The 20,208-nt window shown below is 46.4% G+C and carries 10 protein-coding genes; 5 read left to right on the top strand and 5 right to left on the bottom strand.

Annotation, left to right across the window (positions count from 1 at the left end; all coding sequences use genetic code 11):
- Positions 1 to 236: 236 nt before the first annotated feature.
- Positions 237 to 3,473 carry a TonB-dependent receptor gene (locus ABR189_RS20695; RefSeq protein WP_354662382.1) on the top strand — a complete coding sequence of 1,079 codons (3,237 nt, stop codon included), beginning with the start codon at positions 237 to 239 and terminating at the stop codon, positions 3,471 to 3,473.
- 130 nt (positions 3,474 to 3,603) lie between these two features.
- Here ABR189_RS20695 and ABR189_RS20700 read toward each other — a convergent pair whose 3' ends face one another.
- Positions 3,604 to 3,981, bottom strand: coding sequence for a hypothetical protein (locus ABR189_RS20700; RefSeq protein ID WP_354662383.1), 378 nt, complete (start codon positions 3,979 to 3,981; stop codon positions 3,604 to 3,606).
- Between the two features lie 298 nt (positions 3,982 to 4,279).
- A complete protein-coding gene (locus ABR189_RS20705) occupies positions 4,280 to 6,337 on the bottom strand; it encodes a M13 family metallopeptidase (protein ID WP_354662384.1) in 2,058 nt (685 codons plus the stop codon).
- Positions 6,338 to 6,479: 142 nt separating this feature from the next.
- On the opposite strand from ABR189_RS20705, the gene ABR189_RS20710 reads away from it, so the two are divergent.
- Both ABR189_RS20710 and ABR189_RS20715 read left to right on the top strand, forming a co-directional pair.
- On the top strand, positions 6,480 to 7,010 hold the full coding sequence (locus ABR189_RS20710) for a hypothetical protein (protein WP_354662385.1): 531 nt from the start codon (positions 6,480 to 6,482) through the stop codon (positions 7,008 to 7,010).
- A 93-nt stretch (positions 7,011 to 7,103) separates the two neighbouring features.
- A complete protein-coding gene (locus tag ABR189_RS20715) occupies positions 7,104 to 8,360 on the top strand; it encodes a replication-associated recombination protein A (RefSeq protein WP_354662386.1) in 1,257 nt (418 codons plus the stop codon).
- Positions 8,361 to 8,422: 62 nt separating this feature from the next.
- Here the strand turns inward: ABR189_RS20715 and pbpC are convergent, their stop codons facing one another.
- From pbpC to ABR189_RS20730, 3 genes are all read right to left on the bottom strand, one after another.
- On the bottom strand, positions 8,423 to 10,801 hold the full coding sequence (gene pbpC / locus ABR189_RS20720) for a penicillin-binding protein 1C (RefSeq protein WP_354662387.1): 2,379 nt from the start codon (positions 10,799 to 10,801) through the stop codon (positions 8,423 to 8,425).
- Between the two features lie 194 nt (positions 10,802 to 10,995).
- On the bottom strand, positions 10,996 to 16,476 hold the full coding sequence (locus ABR189_RS20725; RefSeq protein WP_354662388.1) for an alpha-2-macroglobulin family protein: 5,481 nt from the start codon (positions 16,474 to 16,476) through the stop codon (positions 10,996 to 10,998).
- Positions 16,477 to 16,758: 282 nt separating this feature from the next.
- Positions 16,759 to 18,261, bottom strand: a complete 1,503-nt coding sequence (locus ABR189_RS20730) for an ATP-binding cassette domain-containing protein (protein ID WP_354662389.1) — start codon at positions 18,259 to 18,261, stop codon at positions 16,759 to 16,761.
- A 93-nt stretch (positions 18,262 to 18,354) separates the two neighbouring features.
- Here ABR189_RS20730 and ABR189_RS20735 point away from each other — a divergent pair, with 93 nt between their 5' ends.
- Both ABR189_RS20735 and ABR189_RS20740 read left to right on the top strand, forming a co-directional pair.
- The gene (locus ABR189_RS20735) at positions 18,355 to 19,698 is read left to right on the top strand and encodes a M28 family metallopeptidase (protein ID WP_354662390.1); all 1,344 of its coding nucleotides are present in this window, start codon (positions 18,355 to 18,357) and stop codon (positions 19,696 to 19,698) included.
- Positions 19,699 to 19,722: 24 nt separating this feature from the next.
- On the top strand, positions 19,723 to 20,175 hold the full coding sequence (locus ABR189_RS20740; RefSeq protein WP_354662391.1) for a GNAT family N-acetyltransferase: 453 nt from the start codon (positions 19,723 to 19,725) through the stop codon (positions 20,173 to 20,175).
- The last annotated feature ends 33 nt before the right edge of the window (positions 20,176 to 20,208 follow it).

Genomic DNA, 20,208 nt, shown 5'->3' on the forward strand with positions numbered 1-20,208 from the left:
CACTATTTAATTACCTGAAAAGTAATATCACAATACCCGCATGCTGCCACGAATGCAGCTGTAGGCGGTATGCTTTAAAAGAAAAAATAGGATAATAATATAGATGTATAGTATTTGAGACTAATTTATAGTCTCCTGGAATTGATATGTACACTGCCGAGTTAACATTTATTTAATGTTGCGTTAACATGGCCGTAACGTAGCTGGTATACGTTTGCGGTAAAATTAACAAGCTCGTGAACAAACTGTTGCACACACTACTGTTCCTGGCAATCATTATTGCCGTTTCTCCCAATCATTTGCTGGCACAGATTACCAGCTCTCAGATTACCGGTAAAATTGCGAATGCCAAAGGCGAACCTTTACCCGGAGTGACCGTGGTAGCGGTAAATACCAGTACAGGCACACGCTATGGCGCTCAAACCAATGCAGATGGCCGCTTTATGCTGGCCAATCTGAACCCTGGCGGGCCTTACACCATCACCGTGACATTTATCGGATTCAAAAAAGAAGAAAGAACAGATATTAACCTGGGGCTAGGTGCTTCCAGCTATAATTTTAAACTGGAAGAAGCCTCTACTGCTTTAAGTGAAGTAGTGGTAAAAGGATCCCAGGGGGCCAAGAATGGAGGAACCCGTATTAACCGGGAACAACTGAGAACATTACCGTCCCTCAACCGTAGCTTCCAGGATTTTACCCGCGCTACTCCACAAAGTAATAATAACTCTTTCCTGGGTACCAACTATCGTTATAATAACGTTACCCTGGATGGGGCAATCAATAATGATGCTATCGGCTTCAGCCCTTCTCTGGGTGGGCAAACCAACAGTTCAGGACAGCCCGGTAGCAGCACCCGTACCAATCCTGTATCGCTGGATGCTATCCAGGATATACAGGTATATCTCGCACCGTTTGATGTGAAAATTGGGAACTTCCTGGGAGGAAGTATTAATGCCGTAACCAGAAGTGGTACCAATGAATTTCATGGCGCTGTTTATGGTTTTGGCCGCGGGGCTTTTATGATCGGAAAGAATAATGCAGGAGATGGCTCTAAACTGCCGTCAGATTTTCATGATTACCAGGCAGGTGTGCGCTTAGGGTTCCCGATCATAAAAGATAAATTGTTCTTTTTTACCAATGCGGAAATTACCCGCAGACAGGACCCGGTGATACTGGCAGCAGGCTCACCTGATATCGCTAACCTGATCTCGGAAAAAGATGCAGAAAGCATTGCCGGCCGGATGAAAAATGTATATGGAATAGATCCGGGTACTTATGGTAATACCAGTATTTACTCTAACTCCAATAAATTCTTTAACCGGCTCGACTGGAATATTAACGACAAGCACCAGTTATCTATCCGCAATAATACCATCACTTCTGAAGCTACTAACCTGGAACGTGATCAGCAAAATTTCCGCTTCGGAGGCATTGATTATAAACAAACCAATAACCAGACCTCTACGGTAGCTGAACTGAAAAGCCGGCTGTCTAATACGGTATCAAACAGCCTGATCCTGGGATACTCTAATATTCATGACTATCGTACACCTGCATCTGATGCTGCTATCCCGCAGATCCAGATAGGTGGTAAAGGAGGGACGATCTTCCTGGGTACCGACAGGGAAGCAAGTATCTTTAATATGAAGCAGCAAACCTTTGAGTTTACTGATAATGTAACCGTATTCAAAGGGAATCATACCCTCACTTTTGGTACACACAATGAATTCTATAATATTACCTATGGTTTTGTCAACTCCTGGAATGGCCGTGTAGACTATAGCTCTGTGGCCGACTTCCTGGACAACAAACCGAGCCGCGTACGTGGTAACTTTAATTATGCGGATAACTCCCGTGATAATATCATGGCTAATCCTCCGGCTAAGTTTAAAGCCAATCTGTTAAGTGTATATGCACAGGATGATATTCAGCTGGGTGATCGCTTTCGTTTAACACCAGGTATCCGCCTGGATTATACCGGGCTGCCTGATAAACAACCACTGAGCGACAAAACCACCAATGCACCGGTAGATCCTAACTATGGTAACACTTACACTTATACGAAGCCAAAAGATATCACCAACAAATACCTGAATAACATCGCTATCTCTCCCCGTCTGGGATTTAATTTTGATATTAAAGGAGATCAGAGTATCGTACTGCGCGGTGGTACAGGCCTGTTTACAGGCCGTATTCCTTTTGCCTGGTTAGGATATGCCTATTACAATAATGGGGTTACCTATGGGGCTTATGATACCAAATTCGGATACAAGACAGATACCGACAGACCCGTTGCAGGATCTGATCCTATTTCCACTTCTCCCAACGGGATAGCACAGTTTGTTACGGCGCAGGGAAAAGACGTACATGATGCCAAAGGAGCTACCCAGGTAGATCTGATAGACAATAATTTTAAAATGCCTCAGGCCTGGAGAAGCAGTCTGGCTTTGGATTATAGTACGCACGATCAGTGGAAGTTTTCCCTGGAAGGTATTTATACTAAAGTGGTGTACGACTTAAAATTCCAGCAGATCAATCTGACAGATAACCCGGTTTATTATACGGCATATGATAAGGATAAACAGCAGCCAATTTACAGCGGAGGAAAAATAAACCCGTTGTATACCAACGCTTATCTGCTATCTAATACCAAAGACGGTTATCGCTATAGTATTACTGCACAGGTCAGCAAAACATTTAAGTTTGGACTGAACGCTATGGTAGCCTATACTTACGGACAGTCTAAAGATATTACCAATGGTATCCGGAATTCAATGGAGTCCAACTGGCAGCTGAATCCTGCTTTAAACCCCAATGAACCCGGATTGGCATATTCTAATTTTGACATCAGAAACCGTATCGTTTCTACTGTGAATTATAAATTAGCCTGGGGAAGGAAAAATACTTTTGTATCTAATTTTTCTGTGTTCTTTAATACCAGTTCCGGCGTTCCTTTTACCTATGGTTTTATGAATGCCACTATCCAGGGTACACCTCAACAGGTAAGCCTGGCTTATATTCCAAAGAAAGGCGAAACAGCTAACTTCTTCGATGCTGCGGATAAAGCGCAGGCAGATGCTTTTGATGCTTTTATTGACGGTAATAAATACCTGAGCAGCCGGAGAGGACAGTTTACAGAACGTAATGGTGCCCGTACCCCATGGAATACACAGGCTGATTTCCGTTTTACACAGGACTTTAATATCATGGCCGGAAAACGTAAGCATACCATTTCATTAACCTATGATATTGTAAATCTGACGAACTTATTAAACAAAGACTGGGGCATACAGTATTTTTCACCTAATACCTTTAATTCTACTGCCAGTTTGGGGTTGAAGTCAAAATCGGCACCGGTGAATGCTGCAACAGATTATCCTAAGTATTCCTGGGCAGATCCGGGAGTGGCTTATTCAAAGGATTTCTTTGGTTCCCGGCACCAGATGCAGCTGGGGTTAAGATATAGTTTCTAGTACCATCATCTGATTATTTAAAGCGGGGCATGTACATAGTACTGCCCCGCCATTTTTTGTAGCTAAACTTCACAGACAATCCTGATTTTACATTAATGATTGGTTATAGTAAAGTAAATGCGATCGGTAGTTAGGCTATTCCTGCATGGTCCAGTGCAGCATGTACCCTGGACAGCTGTTGCTGGTTGCAATGGATGTAGGCCAGTTCAAAAAGCTCCTTCCAGCTCATGTCTGCATTACTGGCAGATAAAGTATCTCCGTTATCAAATTGCAGGTAAAGCTGATGAAGCGAAGGCTTCACTTGAAAAGTCCCTTTGAGTTTCTGTAAAAAAGAAGATAATACGCTCTGCCTGAAATAATGAAGGCTTTCTTCTACATTCTGTTTGTACAATCTTTCCAGTAAAACATATGCTATGAGTGACTCCGGTAGTTGTAATTGGGTGGCTATGGAGTTAGAAATGGCATCATAGTTTACCTCAGTGAATGTAGACTGGCTCAACATGCTCATAAGTATACTTTTTTACGGTGTTCGAACGATGGTTATTTAATAATCAATGGCTTTTTTGCCTTTTTTAGGATTTTGCTTCATTTACTATCATGGCTGTGTTAGCCTGAAATTGGTTGATGCGGCAAATATTGGGGGCTGTTTTATCAACCTGCTGCTGCCAGCATTACAGGGGTATGTACGTAGATGGATGGGATATGGATTGCCAGAACAAAAAAAATCCGGTAGCCGCATGCGGCTACCGGATTTTTTAAAGAAATGATTCAGCTGTATCAGCATGATCCCATGCCTATGTCAATGATTACCAGATCACTACACGCGCAGTGTCTGCCAGTACCATCTTGCTGCCAGGTGCACAGCCCCAGGCATCAGCAAATTCTTTCAGGTGCGGTAAAGGACCATTGATACGGAATCTGGCGGGAGAATGCGGATCTGTCTGGATCTGGTTGCGTAAGGAGGCATCTGTGATGTTTTCATGCCATACCTGCGCCCATCCCAGGAAAAAGCGCTGTTGCCAGGTAAAGCCGTCAATAGGTTGTGGCTCTCCCTTGCCTTCAAAGGATTTTTTTAGTGCATAATAAGCCAGTGTAAGCCCGCCCAGGTCGGCAATGTTCTCACCAATAGTAAGAGGGCCATTGATATTAAAGCCAGGGGCTGCTTCCAGTCCGCTGAAGTAGTGAATGTAGCGGCCTGCAAGCTTGTTAAAGCTGGCATTATCTTCAGGTGTCCACCAGTTTTTCAGATTACCTTCTGCATCAAATTGTGCCCCCTGATCATCAAATCCGTGCGTGAACTCATGCCCTATTACTGCAATAATACCACCATAGTTAATGGCATCGTCTGCATCCGGATTAAAGAACGGTGGCTGCAAAATACCCGCAGGGAATACCACTTCGTTGTTCAACGGATTATAATAAGCATTCACCGTTTGTGGTGTCATAAACCATTCACTTTTATCCACCGGCTTTCCTATTTTATTCAAAGCGTCCTGGTGTGCATACAAGGCGGCTGCCATTACATTTTCAATCAACGTACCGGGTTCAATGTTGATGGAGGAATAATCTTTCCATTTGTCAGGATACCCGATTTTATAGGTAAAGGAAGCCAGTTTCTTGCGGGCCATCACTTTAGTAGAATCGCCCATCCAGGTAAGTTTATCAATTCTTTCTCCATAAACTTTCCGTACATTTTCAATCATCTCGGAAACTTTCTGTTTGGAGCTTTCCGGGAAATACTTTTTGGCAAATAATTTACCCAGCGGCATACCCATTTGACCGTCTGTAGAACGGATAGCTCTTTCTTCACGGGTTTTCTGGGTTTTTGTGCCACGCATTACAGTAGCAAAGAAGCGGAAATTTTCCGCATCATATTGCTTGGGCAATAAGCCTGCAAAGTGGGTGATCAGCTGCCAGCGGGTATATAATTTAAGCGTTTCCAGCGGGGTGCTTTTCAACAGGGCGCCGGCATTTTTCAAATAAGGCTTGTTCTGCAATATCAGCGTATCTGTTTTAAGACCCTGTGCACTGGCAAATGCATCCCAGTTGAATTGAGGTGCCAGTGTTTTTAATTCTCCATAAGCTGCTTTATTGTACGTTTTCTGCGGATCACGCAGCTCTACGTTGGTCAGCTGAATCTTAGCCAGTTTAGTTTCAAAATCCAGGATGGTTTTCCCCGGATTGGCATCCTGCATACCTGCCATGCCGAATATTTTATCTACGTGCTGTACAAACTCCGTACGTACTTTTGCGGTGTTGGAATCCGGCCGTTCATAGTAGCTCTTCTCGCCCAGGCTCAAACCACTCTGTGCCTGATACACCGCATTCATTTTACTATTTTTAGCATCCGCATCTACACCAAAGCCCACGAAAGTAGATACGCCTATTTTCTGCATTTCTCCTGCTACCTGTGCCAGGTCATCCAGTGATTTAATGGCATTGATCTTATCAAGATAAGGCTGCAGTGGTGTAATGCCCCGCTTTTCGATGGTAGCGGTATCCAGGTAGGAGGTGTAGTAATCAGCAATCTGCTGCTCTTCCGTACCTTTCTTGAGATTCTTTTGCTGGGTAATTTCAGCAATAATGCTCTTCAATCTTACTTCCTTGTTCTCCTTGTCAAGTACGTTAAAAGCACCCCAGCGGCTCTCTGTAGCAGGAACAGGGTTGTGCTTTTTCCAGTTACCGTTTACAAATTCATCAAAATCATCGCAGGGTTTGTAGCTGGAGTCAATAGAGCTCAGATCAAAAGCAGGTACTTTGGTAGTGTCGCCGCCCTCATTTTTTGGGGAGGTGTTGGTGTTGCAGGCTGCCACGGTTACCATTGCAGCAAGCAATGGCAGCTTTACAGCATAAATTTTATTCATACATCAAACAGGTTTAGTATTTAAAGTTATGGAAAACCCCCGATCTTACGGAATAGCTTTTTTATAAACGGCGGGGGACATGGCAGGTTGGCAGCCCCTCTCAACTCTTCCATCGGATAAACGGTAAAATTTAGGTAGGTTTGTGGAACTAAAAACAAGTGCAGATATGACGTCCCGCTTAGGATTTTTCAGATTTTTGAGTACAGTTAATTTGCTGATAGCCAGTTTCTTTTTATTTATCATGCTGATGGCACTGCTGATGATGCCCTCATTAACCCCTATACTCATTTTTGCACTCATCACAGGGGCCGTGGTCATCCATAGCATCCTGTCGCTGGCGCTGCAAAAGAGCCTGGTAAATCCGGAAGTGCCCTTAAAGTCTAACACCCCCGGAGGTATCAAGATCATGGGCTTTATGGCCATGTTTTACGGCATATTACTGGTTACCAACGGCTGGGTGGGATTAACCAATCTGGACGAAATGCTGAATCAAACGATGAAGCAGATGCCTAAGCAACAACCAGCTCCGGATATGGCTACTATGCGTTCTCTCCTCCGTGGCTTTCTGATTTTCTTCCTGATACATGCTGCGGGAGTGATCGCCAACTGCGCCCTATCTTTTTCATTGCTGAGAAAATGGCAGGCCTCCCAACAGGAGAAAAAAATTGATTAATAAGCTGAGAGCTGCAAGCCATGAGCTTAAAGCCTATCCGATGAAGGAAGCTCGAAGCTCATGGCTCGAAGCTCGTAGCTCAAAACATAACATATGCAACCATTAGCAGAGCGGATAAGACCTGTTACATTAGATGAGTTGGTGGGGCAGGAACATCTTACCGGTAAGGATAGTATTTTAAGGAAGGCGCTGGAACAGGGTACGATCCCCTCTATGATCCTCTGGGGGCCTCCGGGGGTGGGTAAAACCACCATTGCCAATATCATTGCACATACACTACAGATGCCCTTCTATACCCTCAGTGCCGTATCGGCAGGGGTAAAAGAAGTGCGGGAAGTAATAGAAATAGCCCGGCGCCAGCAACATGCGGTACTTTTTATCGATGAAATCCACCGCTTTAATAAAGGACAACAGGATGCTTTACTGGGTGCAGTGGAGAAAGGTATTATTACACTCATTGGTGCCACTACGGAAAATCCCTCTTTTGAAGTAAATGCGGCGGTATTGTCCCGTAGCCAGGTATATGTGCTCAAACCATTAGGACCGGAACAGCTGTTGCAGTTACTACAGCAGGCCATGGACCGGGACGAATGGCTGCGTACTAAAAATATTGAACTGAAAGAAACGACGGCCCTGTTTAATATTGCCGGGGGAGATGCCCGTAAACTGCTTAACCTGTTTGAACTGGTCGTAAATACCTTGCAGGAAGATCCGGTAGTGATAACAGATCAGAAAGTAATGGATATTGCCCAGCAACGGGTGGCTATCTATGATAAAACCGGAGAACAGCATTACGATATCATTTCTGCTTTTATCAAATCTATCAGGGGCAGCGATCCCAACGCAGCGGTATACTGGCTGGCACGGATGATAGAAGGTGGGGAAGATGTGAAATTCATTGCCCGCCGCCTGGTAATATTGGCATCCGAAGATATCGGTAATGCAAATGCCAATGCGCAATTGCTGGCTACCAGCTGCTTCCAGGCCGTGAATATGATTGGTTATCCGGAATCACGCATCATCCTGTCGCAATGTGTTACTTACCTGGCTGCATCTCCCAAAAGTAATGCGGCGTATATGGCTATTAGTAAGGCACAGTCTATTGTGTCCCAAACCGGTGACCTCCCGGTGCCGATGCATATCAGAAATGCCCCAACGAAACTGATGAAGGAAATGGGGTATAGCAAGGGATACAATTATTCGCACGACAACGAAAATAATTTTGCCCCGCAGGAATATATGCCGGATGCTATCCGGAATACCAAACTTTATGACCCCGGTAAAAATCCCCGGGAAGATGAGCTGCGGAAACACCTGCGTCAGCTTTGGAAAGACAAATACAATTATTAATCAAAGCCAGGATGCCTGTACTTGCGGCAGACTGAAATGATAGGGTGATGATGGATCAGGGATCAGTCATCACCTTTTCCTTTCTTCAGTATTTCAAAAGACTGCTGGATCTGTTCCCCGTTTTCATCTACCAGCGTAATGGTATGCCTTCCAGGTGCAGGACGCAGGGCCAGCTGATGAAACTCCACCGTGGTGCCAACAAAATTATTATCCAGGTGCCAGTAAATGGTGGCACTGCTATTGCGATGGGTGGCAGTGAAAATGGTTTGCCCTGGCTTGCCGTCTATTTCTATAGGTACGTATATTTTAGAGTTGGGCCTGGGGTAGATCAGTTCCATAGGTGCCTTGTCCTGGTTTAAGGTAGCCAGGCAGTCTGGCTTGTAAGGTGGCAGTGGCTGATAATAGTTTTTGCTGCGGTAGTAAAACTCCATAGAAGGGGGTAACACAAACCAGGACTTATGTTGCATCATAGAGGGGGCTTCACAGTTTTCCGTTACCCGCCATTGCCCGGTATGATCCAGGTGAATCAACTGATGATAGGGACACACACCGGTGCGCAGACCCGCGGCGGGCACCCAGATAGAATCCTTTTCATTACACAGCTCGCTGGCCCGGTAACCGCTTTTATGGCATACTTCTATTTTACGCAGCTTGTCATAAGGGGTGGTAAACCAGCTGCCGGTATGCAGCAACCGGAAAATATCAAACATGACCGGTGCAGCAGTGGCCACGCCTATCAGACCTGGCCGCCCTTCTCCATCTGCATTGCCTACCCATACGGCTACTACATATTGTGGCGTAACGCCAATGGCCCATCCATCCCGGAAGCCAAAGCTGGTACCAGTTTTCCAGGCTACCCGCTGCGAAGAAGAAAACTGCTGCCAGAGCATTTCCTCTCCGGGCCGCATTACTTCTTCCATTGCCTGAAAGGTATGCCAGATGGCGCCTGCATCAAGAATACCATCCTTTGAAGGTGTATATTGAGATACCCGCTGTATATCATTACGGTAGTTGGGAGGATGAATATCATCCAGATCATACTTGCCACGATATTGTTCCATATGTCCCAGTGTACGGGCCAGACTGGCATACATACCTGCCATTTCCCAGAGCGTGGTTTCTGCGCCTCCCAGAATGATGGATAGCCCGTAGTGGTCGGAAGGCTGATTCATTGTGGTGATACCCAGTCTTTTCAGCAGGTCATGAAAACGTTCATAACGGTATTGCTGTAGCATACGTACTACCGGAATATTCAGTGAGCGTGATAATGCCCTGGAGGCAGGCACGGCGCCATCGTATCCCAGGTCAAAATTTTGTGGGGTATAACCGGCAATCTGTGTGGGAATATCTGCTACCAGGGTGTTGGGCAGTATCATCCCATCGCTCAGCATGGCAGCATACAGGATGGGTTTAAGGGTACTGCCCGGACTCCGCCGGGCCTGGATAATATCTACGTGGCTCTCCATTTCCGGATCGGAAGGATTATAAACATTCCCTACATAGGCCAGTGTATTGCCGGTTTCCACATCCAGTACCAGCGCTGCGGCATTATTGATGCCATTGGCTTTATAGGCAGCATTATAACGTTCCGTGATGCCGGTTACATTTCTTTGCAGCGCAGCATCCAGCGTGGTTTGTATCCGGGTACTGGTCTTTCCTTTTTGCCGCGTATAATCCTGCCTGAATTTGTCCAGCAGGTGGGGGGCCCATTGTGGTAAGGGTAATGGCTGGTCAGGTAGTGGCTCCAGTTTGGCAAGCTGGCAGGTAGTGCTGTCAATAGTATGATTACGCTGGAGTTTGTCCAGGAGCTGATTGCGTTTATTGTTTAGTGTTTGCCGGTTGCGGCCGGGATGTACCAGTGCAGGGCTGTTGGGCAATACTGCCAGTGCTGCCATTTCTCCCCACGACAACTGATTGGCCCTGCGTCCATAATAACGCCAGGATGCTGCTTCCAATCCTACCACATTACCTCCAAAAGGAGCATTGCCGGCATACAATGCCAGGATTCCTTTTTTAGAAGTGGAAAACTCCAGCCTGGTAGCCAGTACTACTTCCACCACCTTCTGCCATAAATTACGCGGCTGGTTCCTGGATAAACGGATCACCTGCATAGTAAGGGTGCTGCCTCCGCTTACTACTTTCCTGCCGCCAATGTTTTGTTTTACGGCACGTGCCAGTGCAATGGGATCTACGCCCCAATGGTAGTAGAAACGCTTGTCTTCATAAGTGGTAATGCATTTAATGAATTTTTCAGGTACCTGTTCATTCACCGGAAAACGCCATTGCCCATCAGGCGCTATGCTGGCGCTCAACAGGTCTCCGTTGTTATCCTCCACTACATAAGAGGTAGGTGCGGTAAATAGTTGCGAAGGCAAACAGATCACATATAAAATCAACAGGACACCACCTGCTGCAAGCCCCCATTTTTTGAATTTGCGCATGGAATAAATTAGCTATTAGCTTTTGGCTGTTAGCTTTTAGCTCAAAAAAGAGCTATAAACTTCCAGTTAACAGCAGCGAAGGTATAAAGCTAAAGGCAAAAAGCAAATGATGATCGCTTCATCATTTGCTTTTTGCCTTTATTAGCTATTCCCAAATAGCTTTTATCCGCTTCTATCAGCTAATAGCTAACAGCTTATTTAACCACTTCCACCCACTTACCCGGTGTGAATGCACTGATCGTATTGTCATACATCGCTTCGCACGAAGTAGCCGGGAGGTAATACCTACCCAGGTAGGAAGCATTCAATAGCACATTGTAAGTACGGGTTTTACCTTCTTCAATATTAAAGTAGGTGTAAACCCGGTCATCACGTATATCCATGTACGTAGATGGTGATGTCTGGAACGCGCTGTCATTTTCCATGAGGCGGGTATTCAGTATCTCCCATCCGGAAGGGAATATCTGTGAAAGGGCCATTTGCTCATAGTAGCCACGTTTACCAGGATTATGAATGGTAACGGTAGCCATGAAATCAGCGCCTTGTTTCAGCTGTGCCGGATCCAGCGGTTTACCATCGCGGGTACTGTATTTTACCTGCATAGACAGTATATCTGCATTGTTGGTAGCTTCAGGTTCCTGTCCTGCTTCCGGTTGTCCCTGGAGGATCAGCCTTACATACAATACATTTTTCCCGTTGTTCTGGATGCTGACATTGCCGGCACTGCCATTAAAGGTAACAGGTAGCTGTGTTACATAAGAATCACCGTTGATGTTCCCTTTCACACCATTTAGCTGGTATGCAAAACTCATTTTGCTGCCACCGGCATTGTTTCCACAGAATTTGGCAATGGCAATCAGTGCATAAGCGGTGGTTTGTGTACTGTACCAGTAATCCCTTGTTAGTTGGGAAGCGATATGTTTTACCATCTCATTGGCACGGTTGCGCTGCCCCATAATGGTGAGCGTTTCCAGGATCATGGCATCGTCACGCAAGTCAGAGCCATAAGTACCGCCCAACTGGGTGTATGCCTGCACCTGAGTAGCTATACCCTGGGTGATAGTATTGGCTACTTCCGGTTGACCGGCCAGCTTATAGGCCGCTGCCAGGCGCCATTTGGCGGCTACCGACAGGTATTTGAATTCTTTTAAGCGGTTCATCGCACCCAGTTCCGGTGATTTGGCCAGGGCCAGCAGATACAGGCGGTATGACTGGACAAGGTCGCCCCCATAGAAATTGGTGGTATTTGGTGCCCAGGTGACTGCTTTATTACGCTGGTACTTTTTCCATTGGTCAAGGAAGCCGGGAGGTAAGGTATACCCCAATGCCTGTGCTTCTACCAGGAAGTGCCCGGCGTAGTTGGTGCCCCACTCGTCGGCCGTACTTTGGCCCGGCCAGTAACTGAGGCCGCCATCTGAAGTCTGGAATCCTTTCAGGCGGTTGATTCCTGCTTTAATATTGCGGTCTATTTCTGCTTTCTGGCTTTCTTTCAGATCCATCAGCTGGTTCAGTACCAATTGCGGGAATATCCCCGAAGTGGTTTGCTCTACACAGCCATGCGGATATTGTATCAGGAAGTTCAACCGTTTGCCCAGGTTGAGCGAAGGGATCGTAGATACTTCCAGTACCCCGGAATTGGTACCTGTCATGCCCACCGGACTAAATGCGGTATTCCAGCTTTTGCCGCCATCCAAAGTGGTTTCCAGCATATTGGTGATAAGAGGATTGGGATTCCTTACCTGCAGCTCCACTGCTTCTTCTGCTTTTTCACCACCACTGGTAGCCGTTACCGTTAGCTTGCCTACACCGGTTTGTGGTTTTACTTTTACATCAAAGTATACCATTTGTTCACCCGGTTGCGCAAAGGTTACTGTTTTGGTACGTTCTCCTACTACTTCAAACAGTGCATTGGCAGAAAGAGTAACATTGGCAGAACGGATATTCTTTTCCAATCCGAATACTGTTACAGGCAGCTGGATCACTTCCGATGGGCCTAATACCCTTGGTACGGTAGTCAGCAGCATCAGCGGTTTTTTAACGGCTACTGCTTTTTCTGTAAATCCGTAGGCACCTTCCTGTCCGGCTACGACCATTGCTCTCACCGATCCGATATAAGGGGGTAACTTAAAGTTATGTGTTTGCTGTTGCCCTTTTTTAAGATAGAATGGTCCCATATAGGTAACCACCGGCTTAAAGCGGTTTGCTTTGGCAGCGCTGGCATTTTTATTCAACCCTTCATCACCACCTATGCTCAGGATGCGGTCCATATCAGCCCCCCAGGCACCAATCACAAAATCATACAGGTCCCAGGTTTTTACACCCAAGGCTTCCCTGGCATAGAATGAACTATGCGGGTCAGGTGTTTTAAAACGGGTCAGGTCCAGCAACCCTTCATCTACAATAGCAATCGTATAGGTCATCGCTTTACCATTGGCTTCTCCTACTGTAATGCTGGCGGCTGTTTCCGGTTTTAAGGTTTCCGGCATCTTAATGGTAGGCTTGAGGATCGTACCCTGGTCTTCTACAGAGATAGGAATCGTTCCATACATACGTATTGGGAGGTCGTTCAGTGTTTGTGCATGTGGTTGCAACAAGCTAACGTTTACGTATATATTAGGTGCCATTTCCTTTTCCGCCTTAAACTTAAAAGTGGTTTGCCCCTGTTTGGTATTTACCCAGAAGGTCTTTATCACTTTACTGCCTGATTCCACGCTGATCAATCCTCTGCCGCCTTCGCTGCTGGGGATGGTCAGGTTAATATCTTCTCCTGCATTGTATTTGGCTTTGTCGGAGGTGAATACCAGCATGGCTGCTTCAGAAGGGTTATTTTTCTGTACTCTTTCTGCCCATCCCGGCCAGTCTACATATACAGCTTCTCCGGTAGTATGCCCGCTTTTCAGGTCTTTTACACGCACCAGGTAACGGCCCCAGTCGGGGTAGTTGACCCGCAGGTTCCACTTGCCTTTACCATTGTGCAGGGTCATGGTTTCTTTAGACAGGAGCTTGTTATAACTATCCTGTGTAAAGTTGCTGTAATCCTCTTCACTTCGGTCCCACCACCAGCTCCAGCGGATCTTGTACAGCTCTATCTGTACCTCGCTGCTGCCGGATACCAGGTTCCCTTTATCATCTACGTTTACAATATCTACAGGATGTTCCTTATCCGTCAGCAGCATGCCCGTCATACGGTCGCCCTGCGGTGTGCGTACCCCTGCATAGGTAGTAAACGGATTATACGGCATGGAGAAATGGTCAATACTGAAATCGCCACCCGGTTCAAATACTTTTATTTCAAAATTGGCTTTCAGTTGTCCTGGTGCAGGTTTGCCCAGCTGTATCCCTGCATTTACGGCAGCGGTACCGTTTTCACTCAGGCTGCTTTCAAAGATGGTTTTCTTTTCTGCCTCAAAATGAGTAACCGGGTCGTCAAAGTGATAGTCCCCGAATTTACTGAAACTGGTCGTCTGAGAAGTAAGGGCTACATCCACTTTAGCTTTCAGGTGCTGGGCAGTAGCGCCAAACATCCACATAGCCGACAGGGTGCCTTGTGATGAATTGTCTTTAGAAAGCACCGTGCTATTGCCAAATTCCAGCTTTATTTTTAAGCGGTTAGGCTTTACTGTTTCTATTTTCAGATTTTTCTGGAAGGTAGCGCCCCCTACTTTTACTTTAGCGCTCCAGTTGCCGGTAGGATCGTCCGGTGCAGTAGAAGTGGTAAAGTTGTAGAACCCATTTAAGCCCTGGTGCTGGTTGATACGCTTGTATAACTGCCCTTTGGGGTTATAGAGCTCCAGTGTAACAGGATGATTATCCGGCAGCTTTTTATCTTTATCTTCCAGGATAAAGGTGAGGAAGAGGGAGTCTCCCGGACGCCATACCCCACGTTCGCCATATATAAATCCTTTGATCCCGTTTTGCACCTCTTCTCCTTTTACATCAAAACGACTGAGTGGTAAGGAGCTGCCGTCGTCTAGTTTGAGGTATCCTCTTTCGTCTCCTTTTTTAGCGATCAGCAGATAAGGTTTGCGTTTCAGTTCAAATATAGACATGCCATCTCCGTCGCTTTTGGTTTTGTGGATCACCTGGTTCTGATAATCCAGCAGTTCCAGTTCCACACCAGACAGCGGGCGGGTATCGCGTATATCGGTTACCGCTACCAGCATGCTGTTGTCATTACCTCTTTTGGCAATCAGGCCAATGTTGGAGGAAATGATATTGCGGGAAGCCCATTTGTCTTTGTTATAGTAGGAGTTGGAGCAGGCGTCATTGCGCTCATCCCAGTTATATCCATAAGGATAGTAGCTGTCGTAGCGTTGCCAGAAAGCATCATCCTCATCAATATTTTCACCATAGGAGTAATAATCTTCTTCATCACCATCACCGGAGGAAGTGGTTTCTTTATCACTGGCCACACATTTTTGCAGGGCATATGCTTTACGGAAGCCGATGGTAACACGATAGATAGCACCAGGTTCTGTACGCAGCATTTTATCCAGGTCGATGAAGAAACGGTTTTTCTTATTCAGGTTTACCGACTTGTCTGTATCCAGGCGGATGGTTTTTTCCACTACAGCACGACCCACCCGGCGGAGTTCCTGACTACCGTCCAGGTTATTACGTTGCAGGTATTGCGGTACATTGCTTTCATATATTTTGATGATGGTCACGTCTACTGCATTCAGGTTGACTGCCTCAAACGGCATCACCAGTTTTTCACTCTGGGGGAGGATTACACCATTACCCGGAATGCTAACGGCCGGCAGGGTATTTTCAAAATAGATATTGCCGGAAAAAGCCCGACCCAGGCGTTTGTCTGCAATGTTGATTACCCCTTCGTTTACGGCTACGGTATAGTTGCCTTCCAGGCGGTTAGGCGAATATATTTTTACTTCGCTGCCATCAATGGAATAGCGGAGATCATGTTGTCCGCTGATGCTGATAAGTCCTTCCAGGCTTTGCGCCATGCTGATAGGATCGGAGAACTGTACCAGGAGGTGTTGTTCCGGTACGGTCATGCCGCTGATCTGCAATACTTTAAAATCACCTACAGCAGGTACTTCCACTGTTTTTTTACCACTGGCGGTAGCGTTGAGGGGCTTGCCATCCCACGAAATTTCCAGCTTGCCACTGCCACTGGCAGGACGGCTGATATTGGCAATGGTATATTTAGAGGTGCGTTCTGTGGCATTGTGCTGCCAGGTAACCGGCAGTTTTTGTCCGTTGTAATTAACAGCGATCAGTTTTTCGATGGCCTGGGGATCTTCTACGTCAGCAGTATTCACTGCTCCGGAAAAAGACATCTTATCCATTGAAGTATTACTGCTGGCTCTCAGGCCCAACTCATCCAGGGAAAAGGACGGCTTGATTACCCGGAACTCAAAGTCGAACTCCGATATTTCCTTTGGCACATCCATTACTTTGCCCAGCTTAAAAGTGGCATTGTATGTTTTACCTGGTTGCAGATTTTCATCGGGTCTGAATTCAATGGTGGTAGCATCTACCCAAAAAGCTTTCCCTTTGATGGAGGGAGAAAAATCAAATACAGATTTTTCCAGTGGCTCATTCTGTGTATGCGTTACGTTTACCTGCCCACCCAGTTGCACACGGATAGCACTCTGCTTGGAGATAATACCAGCAGTATAAGCTTCTATGTACTTGGCAAAGGCGGGGTTCATTGTTTTTTTGGTGTGGTTGCAAGCGGTTATCAGTGACAATGTTGCAAGGCAAACCAAAAGGGCAGCTATTGCTGTAAACCTTTTTGTTGGGTGCATGTAGGTCTGGTTTTTAGGAGTTTTATTTTTAAAGATAGGTTTTTTTGAGCTGTTAGCAGTTAGTAGTTAGCTTTTAGCTCTCCCTAAGCGGATAAATAACGCAGTATTATCAACTTTATTCATTCGCTTCGATAAAGCTAATACTAACTGCCTTTCAATCGCTGCATTTAAGCTAACAGCTAAAGGCTAATAGCTTTTTCCCTTATTGAGCCTCATGAACTTATTCACCGCTATAGGTAATTCCTCTTCATAATGGGTTACAAATATGAGGGTCACGGGCATATGTTCGCATAATAATTCAATAACTTGTTTGAAGTGCAGTTTCTGCTGCGGGTCCAATCCCTGGCAGGGTTCATCAAAGATAAGGAGCGGTGGATTTTTTACCAATGCGCGTGCCAGTAAGGTGAGGCGTTGCGCACTTTCCGGTACCTGTTTAAAGGGTACGGTGGCATGGGCGGCAATGCCCAGCACTTCCATCCAGTCGGCAGCTATCTGTCCCTGAGCAGGGGTACTTTTACGGGAAGTGCCTATCACATCATGAAATCCGGAACATACCACCTGCATACAATTATCCCGTGAGGTAAAGTATTGGTGGAGTTCAGGAGATACAAAGCCTATTTTCCTTTTGATATCCCAGATACTTTCCCCGCTGCCGCGTTTGCGGTCAAACAGGTAGATCTTGTTGGCATAGGCCTGTGGGTTATCTGCATTGATCAAGCTTAACAAGGTGGATTTTCCTGCGCCATTATGGCCCAGCAATGCCCATTTTTCATTAGGCAGGATGGTCCAGTTGATATCGTCCAGGATGATATTTTCTCCATACTTTACCCGCACATTTTCCATGTGTACGATGGTATCGAAAGACGGCGGATTGGTTTGATGTGCCAGCGCGGCTATTTTGCCGGCCTCCATTACCGGCAGGGGAAGTGCAGCTGGCGGCGGCACCGGCCGTTTCATAAATTCTTCCCGGGTGTATTGCCCGGAGATACTGCCGGCATCCAGGGTAAGCACATGGGTAATATGATCCGGTATTTCGGTAGGCGTGGTAACCAGTAATACCGTAGTACCATTGGCAATGATATGGTTGATCATCTCTCCAAAGTCCTTCCGGGTTTTTACGTCCAGTCCTATAAATGGATTGTCGAGCATGAGTAATACCGGTTTTTGCAGCAGGGCTTTAGCGATCATCACCCGCCGGGTTTCACCATTGGAAAGCTTGATAAGCTCTTTATGCATTAACGGTGCTATTTGCAGCGGCAGCAGCAGCGCTTCCGTTTCCGGTGTGCTGGTGGCCGTATCATACAGGTAAGCCTGAACAGTAGGCGCATCTCCGGAATCCATACTGTTAAAGCGCTGTTGGTAATAAAAGTCAACCGTGTTGGAAAGGTTGCGGAAAGTATGGTGATGCCCTACCAGGGAAATCAGGTTCCGGTAATTAAAGTAGGGATCTGTAATCGTATGTTGTTGCCGGTAAGCCTCATAAAAGTGATACTGAATACTACCGTTGATAATATTGAATTTTCCGGCAATGGTATTTAGCAGGGCGGTTTTGCCGGAACCACTGCCGCCGGTAATAGCCCATTGTTCTCCCTGTTGAATGTGCCAGTCCAGTTGGGTAAACAGGGTTTTGTCCAGGTAACGCACGGTAATGTGGTGCAGCGAAAGAAAAGGTGTTGCTATAGTTTCCATATTAATCTACAGGTCTTTTGATTCAACAATAAGATATAAAATTAGTCCTATTATTGAAAGGCTTCCAGTAATTTTATAAGAAATCTGCATTTTATGTACAGGAATGGGGGCTTCATATTACTATTACTGGTGGCCTTGCAGGCAGCGGGACAGCAGACTATTACGCGTAACCCCATCATTGCCAATATGGTAGCAGCAGTACGTGCGGATAATATGGAAAAGGATATCCATCAGCTGGTGGCTTTTGGTACCCGGCATACCCTGAGTAGCATTACAGATAAAAAGCAGGGCATCGGGGCTGCACGTAACTGGGTATTGCAGCGGTTCAGTAGCTATATAGCCGGTTCGGGAGGCCGGCTTTCCGTACAACTGGATACCGTTACACTGCCACCTAACGGGAAGCGGCTGGATGTGCCGGTACACCTGGGTAATGTAATGGCTACTCTGAAGGGCACAGATCCTGCGGATAAACGGGTATTTATTGTTAGCGGACACCTGGATAGCCGGGCTTCAGATATCATGAACCGCACCATCGCTGCACCGGGAGCTAATGATGATGGCAGCGGGGTGGTAGCCCTGCTGGAAATGGTGCGGGTGATGCATCAGACCCCTTTTCCGGCTACCATCATTTTTGTGGCGGTGAGCGGAGAAGAACAAGGGCTGCTGGGAGCTGATCACCTGGCAGAAAAGGCTGCCCGGCAAGGCTGGGAAGTAGAAGCGATGTTGAATAATGACATGATCGGACAAAGCACTTCCAGCGAAACTAACCTGACCGGTAATACGGTGGTGCGGGTGTTTAGCGAAGGCATACCTGCACTGGCAGATGAGAAAATGCTGGCACAGATCCGGGCAGAAGGTATGGAAAATGACAGCCGCTCCCGGCAGCTGGCACGTTATGTCAAGGAAGTGGGGGAACGGTATGTAGACGCTTTAGAGGTGATGATGGTATACCGTAGTGACCGCTTTTTGCGTAGTGGTGATCATGTGCCATTTTTGCGCCGGGGATTTACGGCGGTACGTATTACAGATCTGTATGAAAACTATATCCGCCAGCACCAGGATGTGCGGAAGGAAAATGGCATACAGTATGGCGATCTGCCAGAATACATGGACTTTGAATACCTGCGTAAAAATACCTGCCTGAACCTGGCAGTACTGTCCAATCTGGCCAGCGCACCTGCTATCCCGCAAACCGTGAAAATGGATGTAAAGGAACTGACCAATATGACCCGTATTTCATGGCAAAAACCAGTGTACGGTACTGCCAGGGGATATTACGTATTGCTGCGGGAAACGAGCAGCCCTACCTGGCAAAAGAAAATTTATACTACCGCAACGGAAATGACCCTGCCTTATTCAAAAGATAATTATTTCTTTGCAGTACAGGCGGTGGGAGAAAACGGTGCAGAAAGCCTGGCCGCTTTTGCCGGAAAATGAAGTGCTATTTAAATAATGGAATTTATGAATTGGGTAATAAAAACATTTGAGGAGCTGACTATAGCTGAACTATATGCTATACTGCATCTGAGGAGTGAGGTGTTTGTGGTGGAACAACATTGCAACTACCAGGATATGGACTATGCCGATCAGCAGGCGATTCACGTACAGGGATATACGGAGCAGGGAAACCTGGGAGTATATACAAGGGTGTTTGCTGCCGGAGTAAAATTTGACGAAGCCTCTATTGGCAGGGTAGTGAGCGCTGCTGCTGTACGGGGTACAGGGGCCGGCAGATTACTCATGCAAAAATCAATTGCTGTGCTGGAAGAACTGTATGGAAAAGTGCCCATCCGGATAGGCGCACAACTTTATTTGAAAAAGTTTTATGAATCACTGGGGTTTGAACAAAAAAGCGGGATCTACCTGGAAGATAATATTGAGCATATAGAAATGGTAAGAGCGGGAGCCGTATAACACCGGGGCCTGCTTGCTAAAGCTCCCAACACC

It is taken from the genome of Chitinophaga sp. H8 (genome assembly GCF_040567655.1).
GTDB classification, from domain to species: domain Bacteria; phylum Bacteroidota; class Bacteroidia; order Chitinophagales; family Chitinophagaceae; genus Chitinophaga; species Chitinophaga defluvii.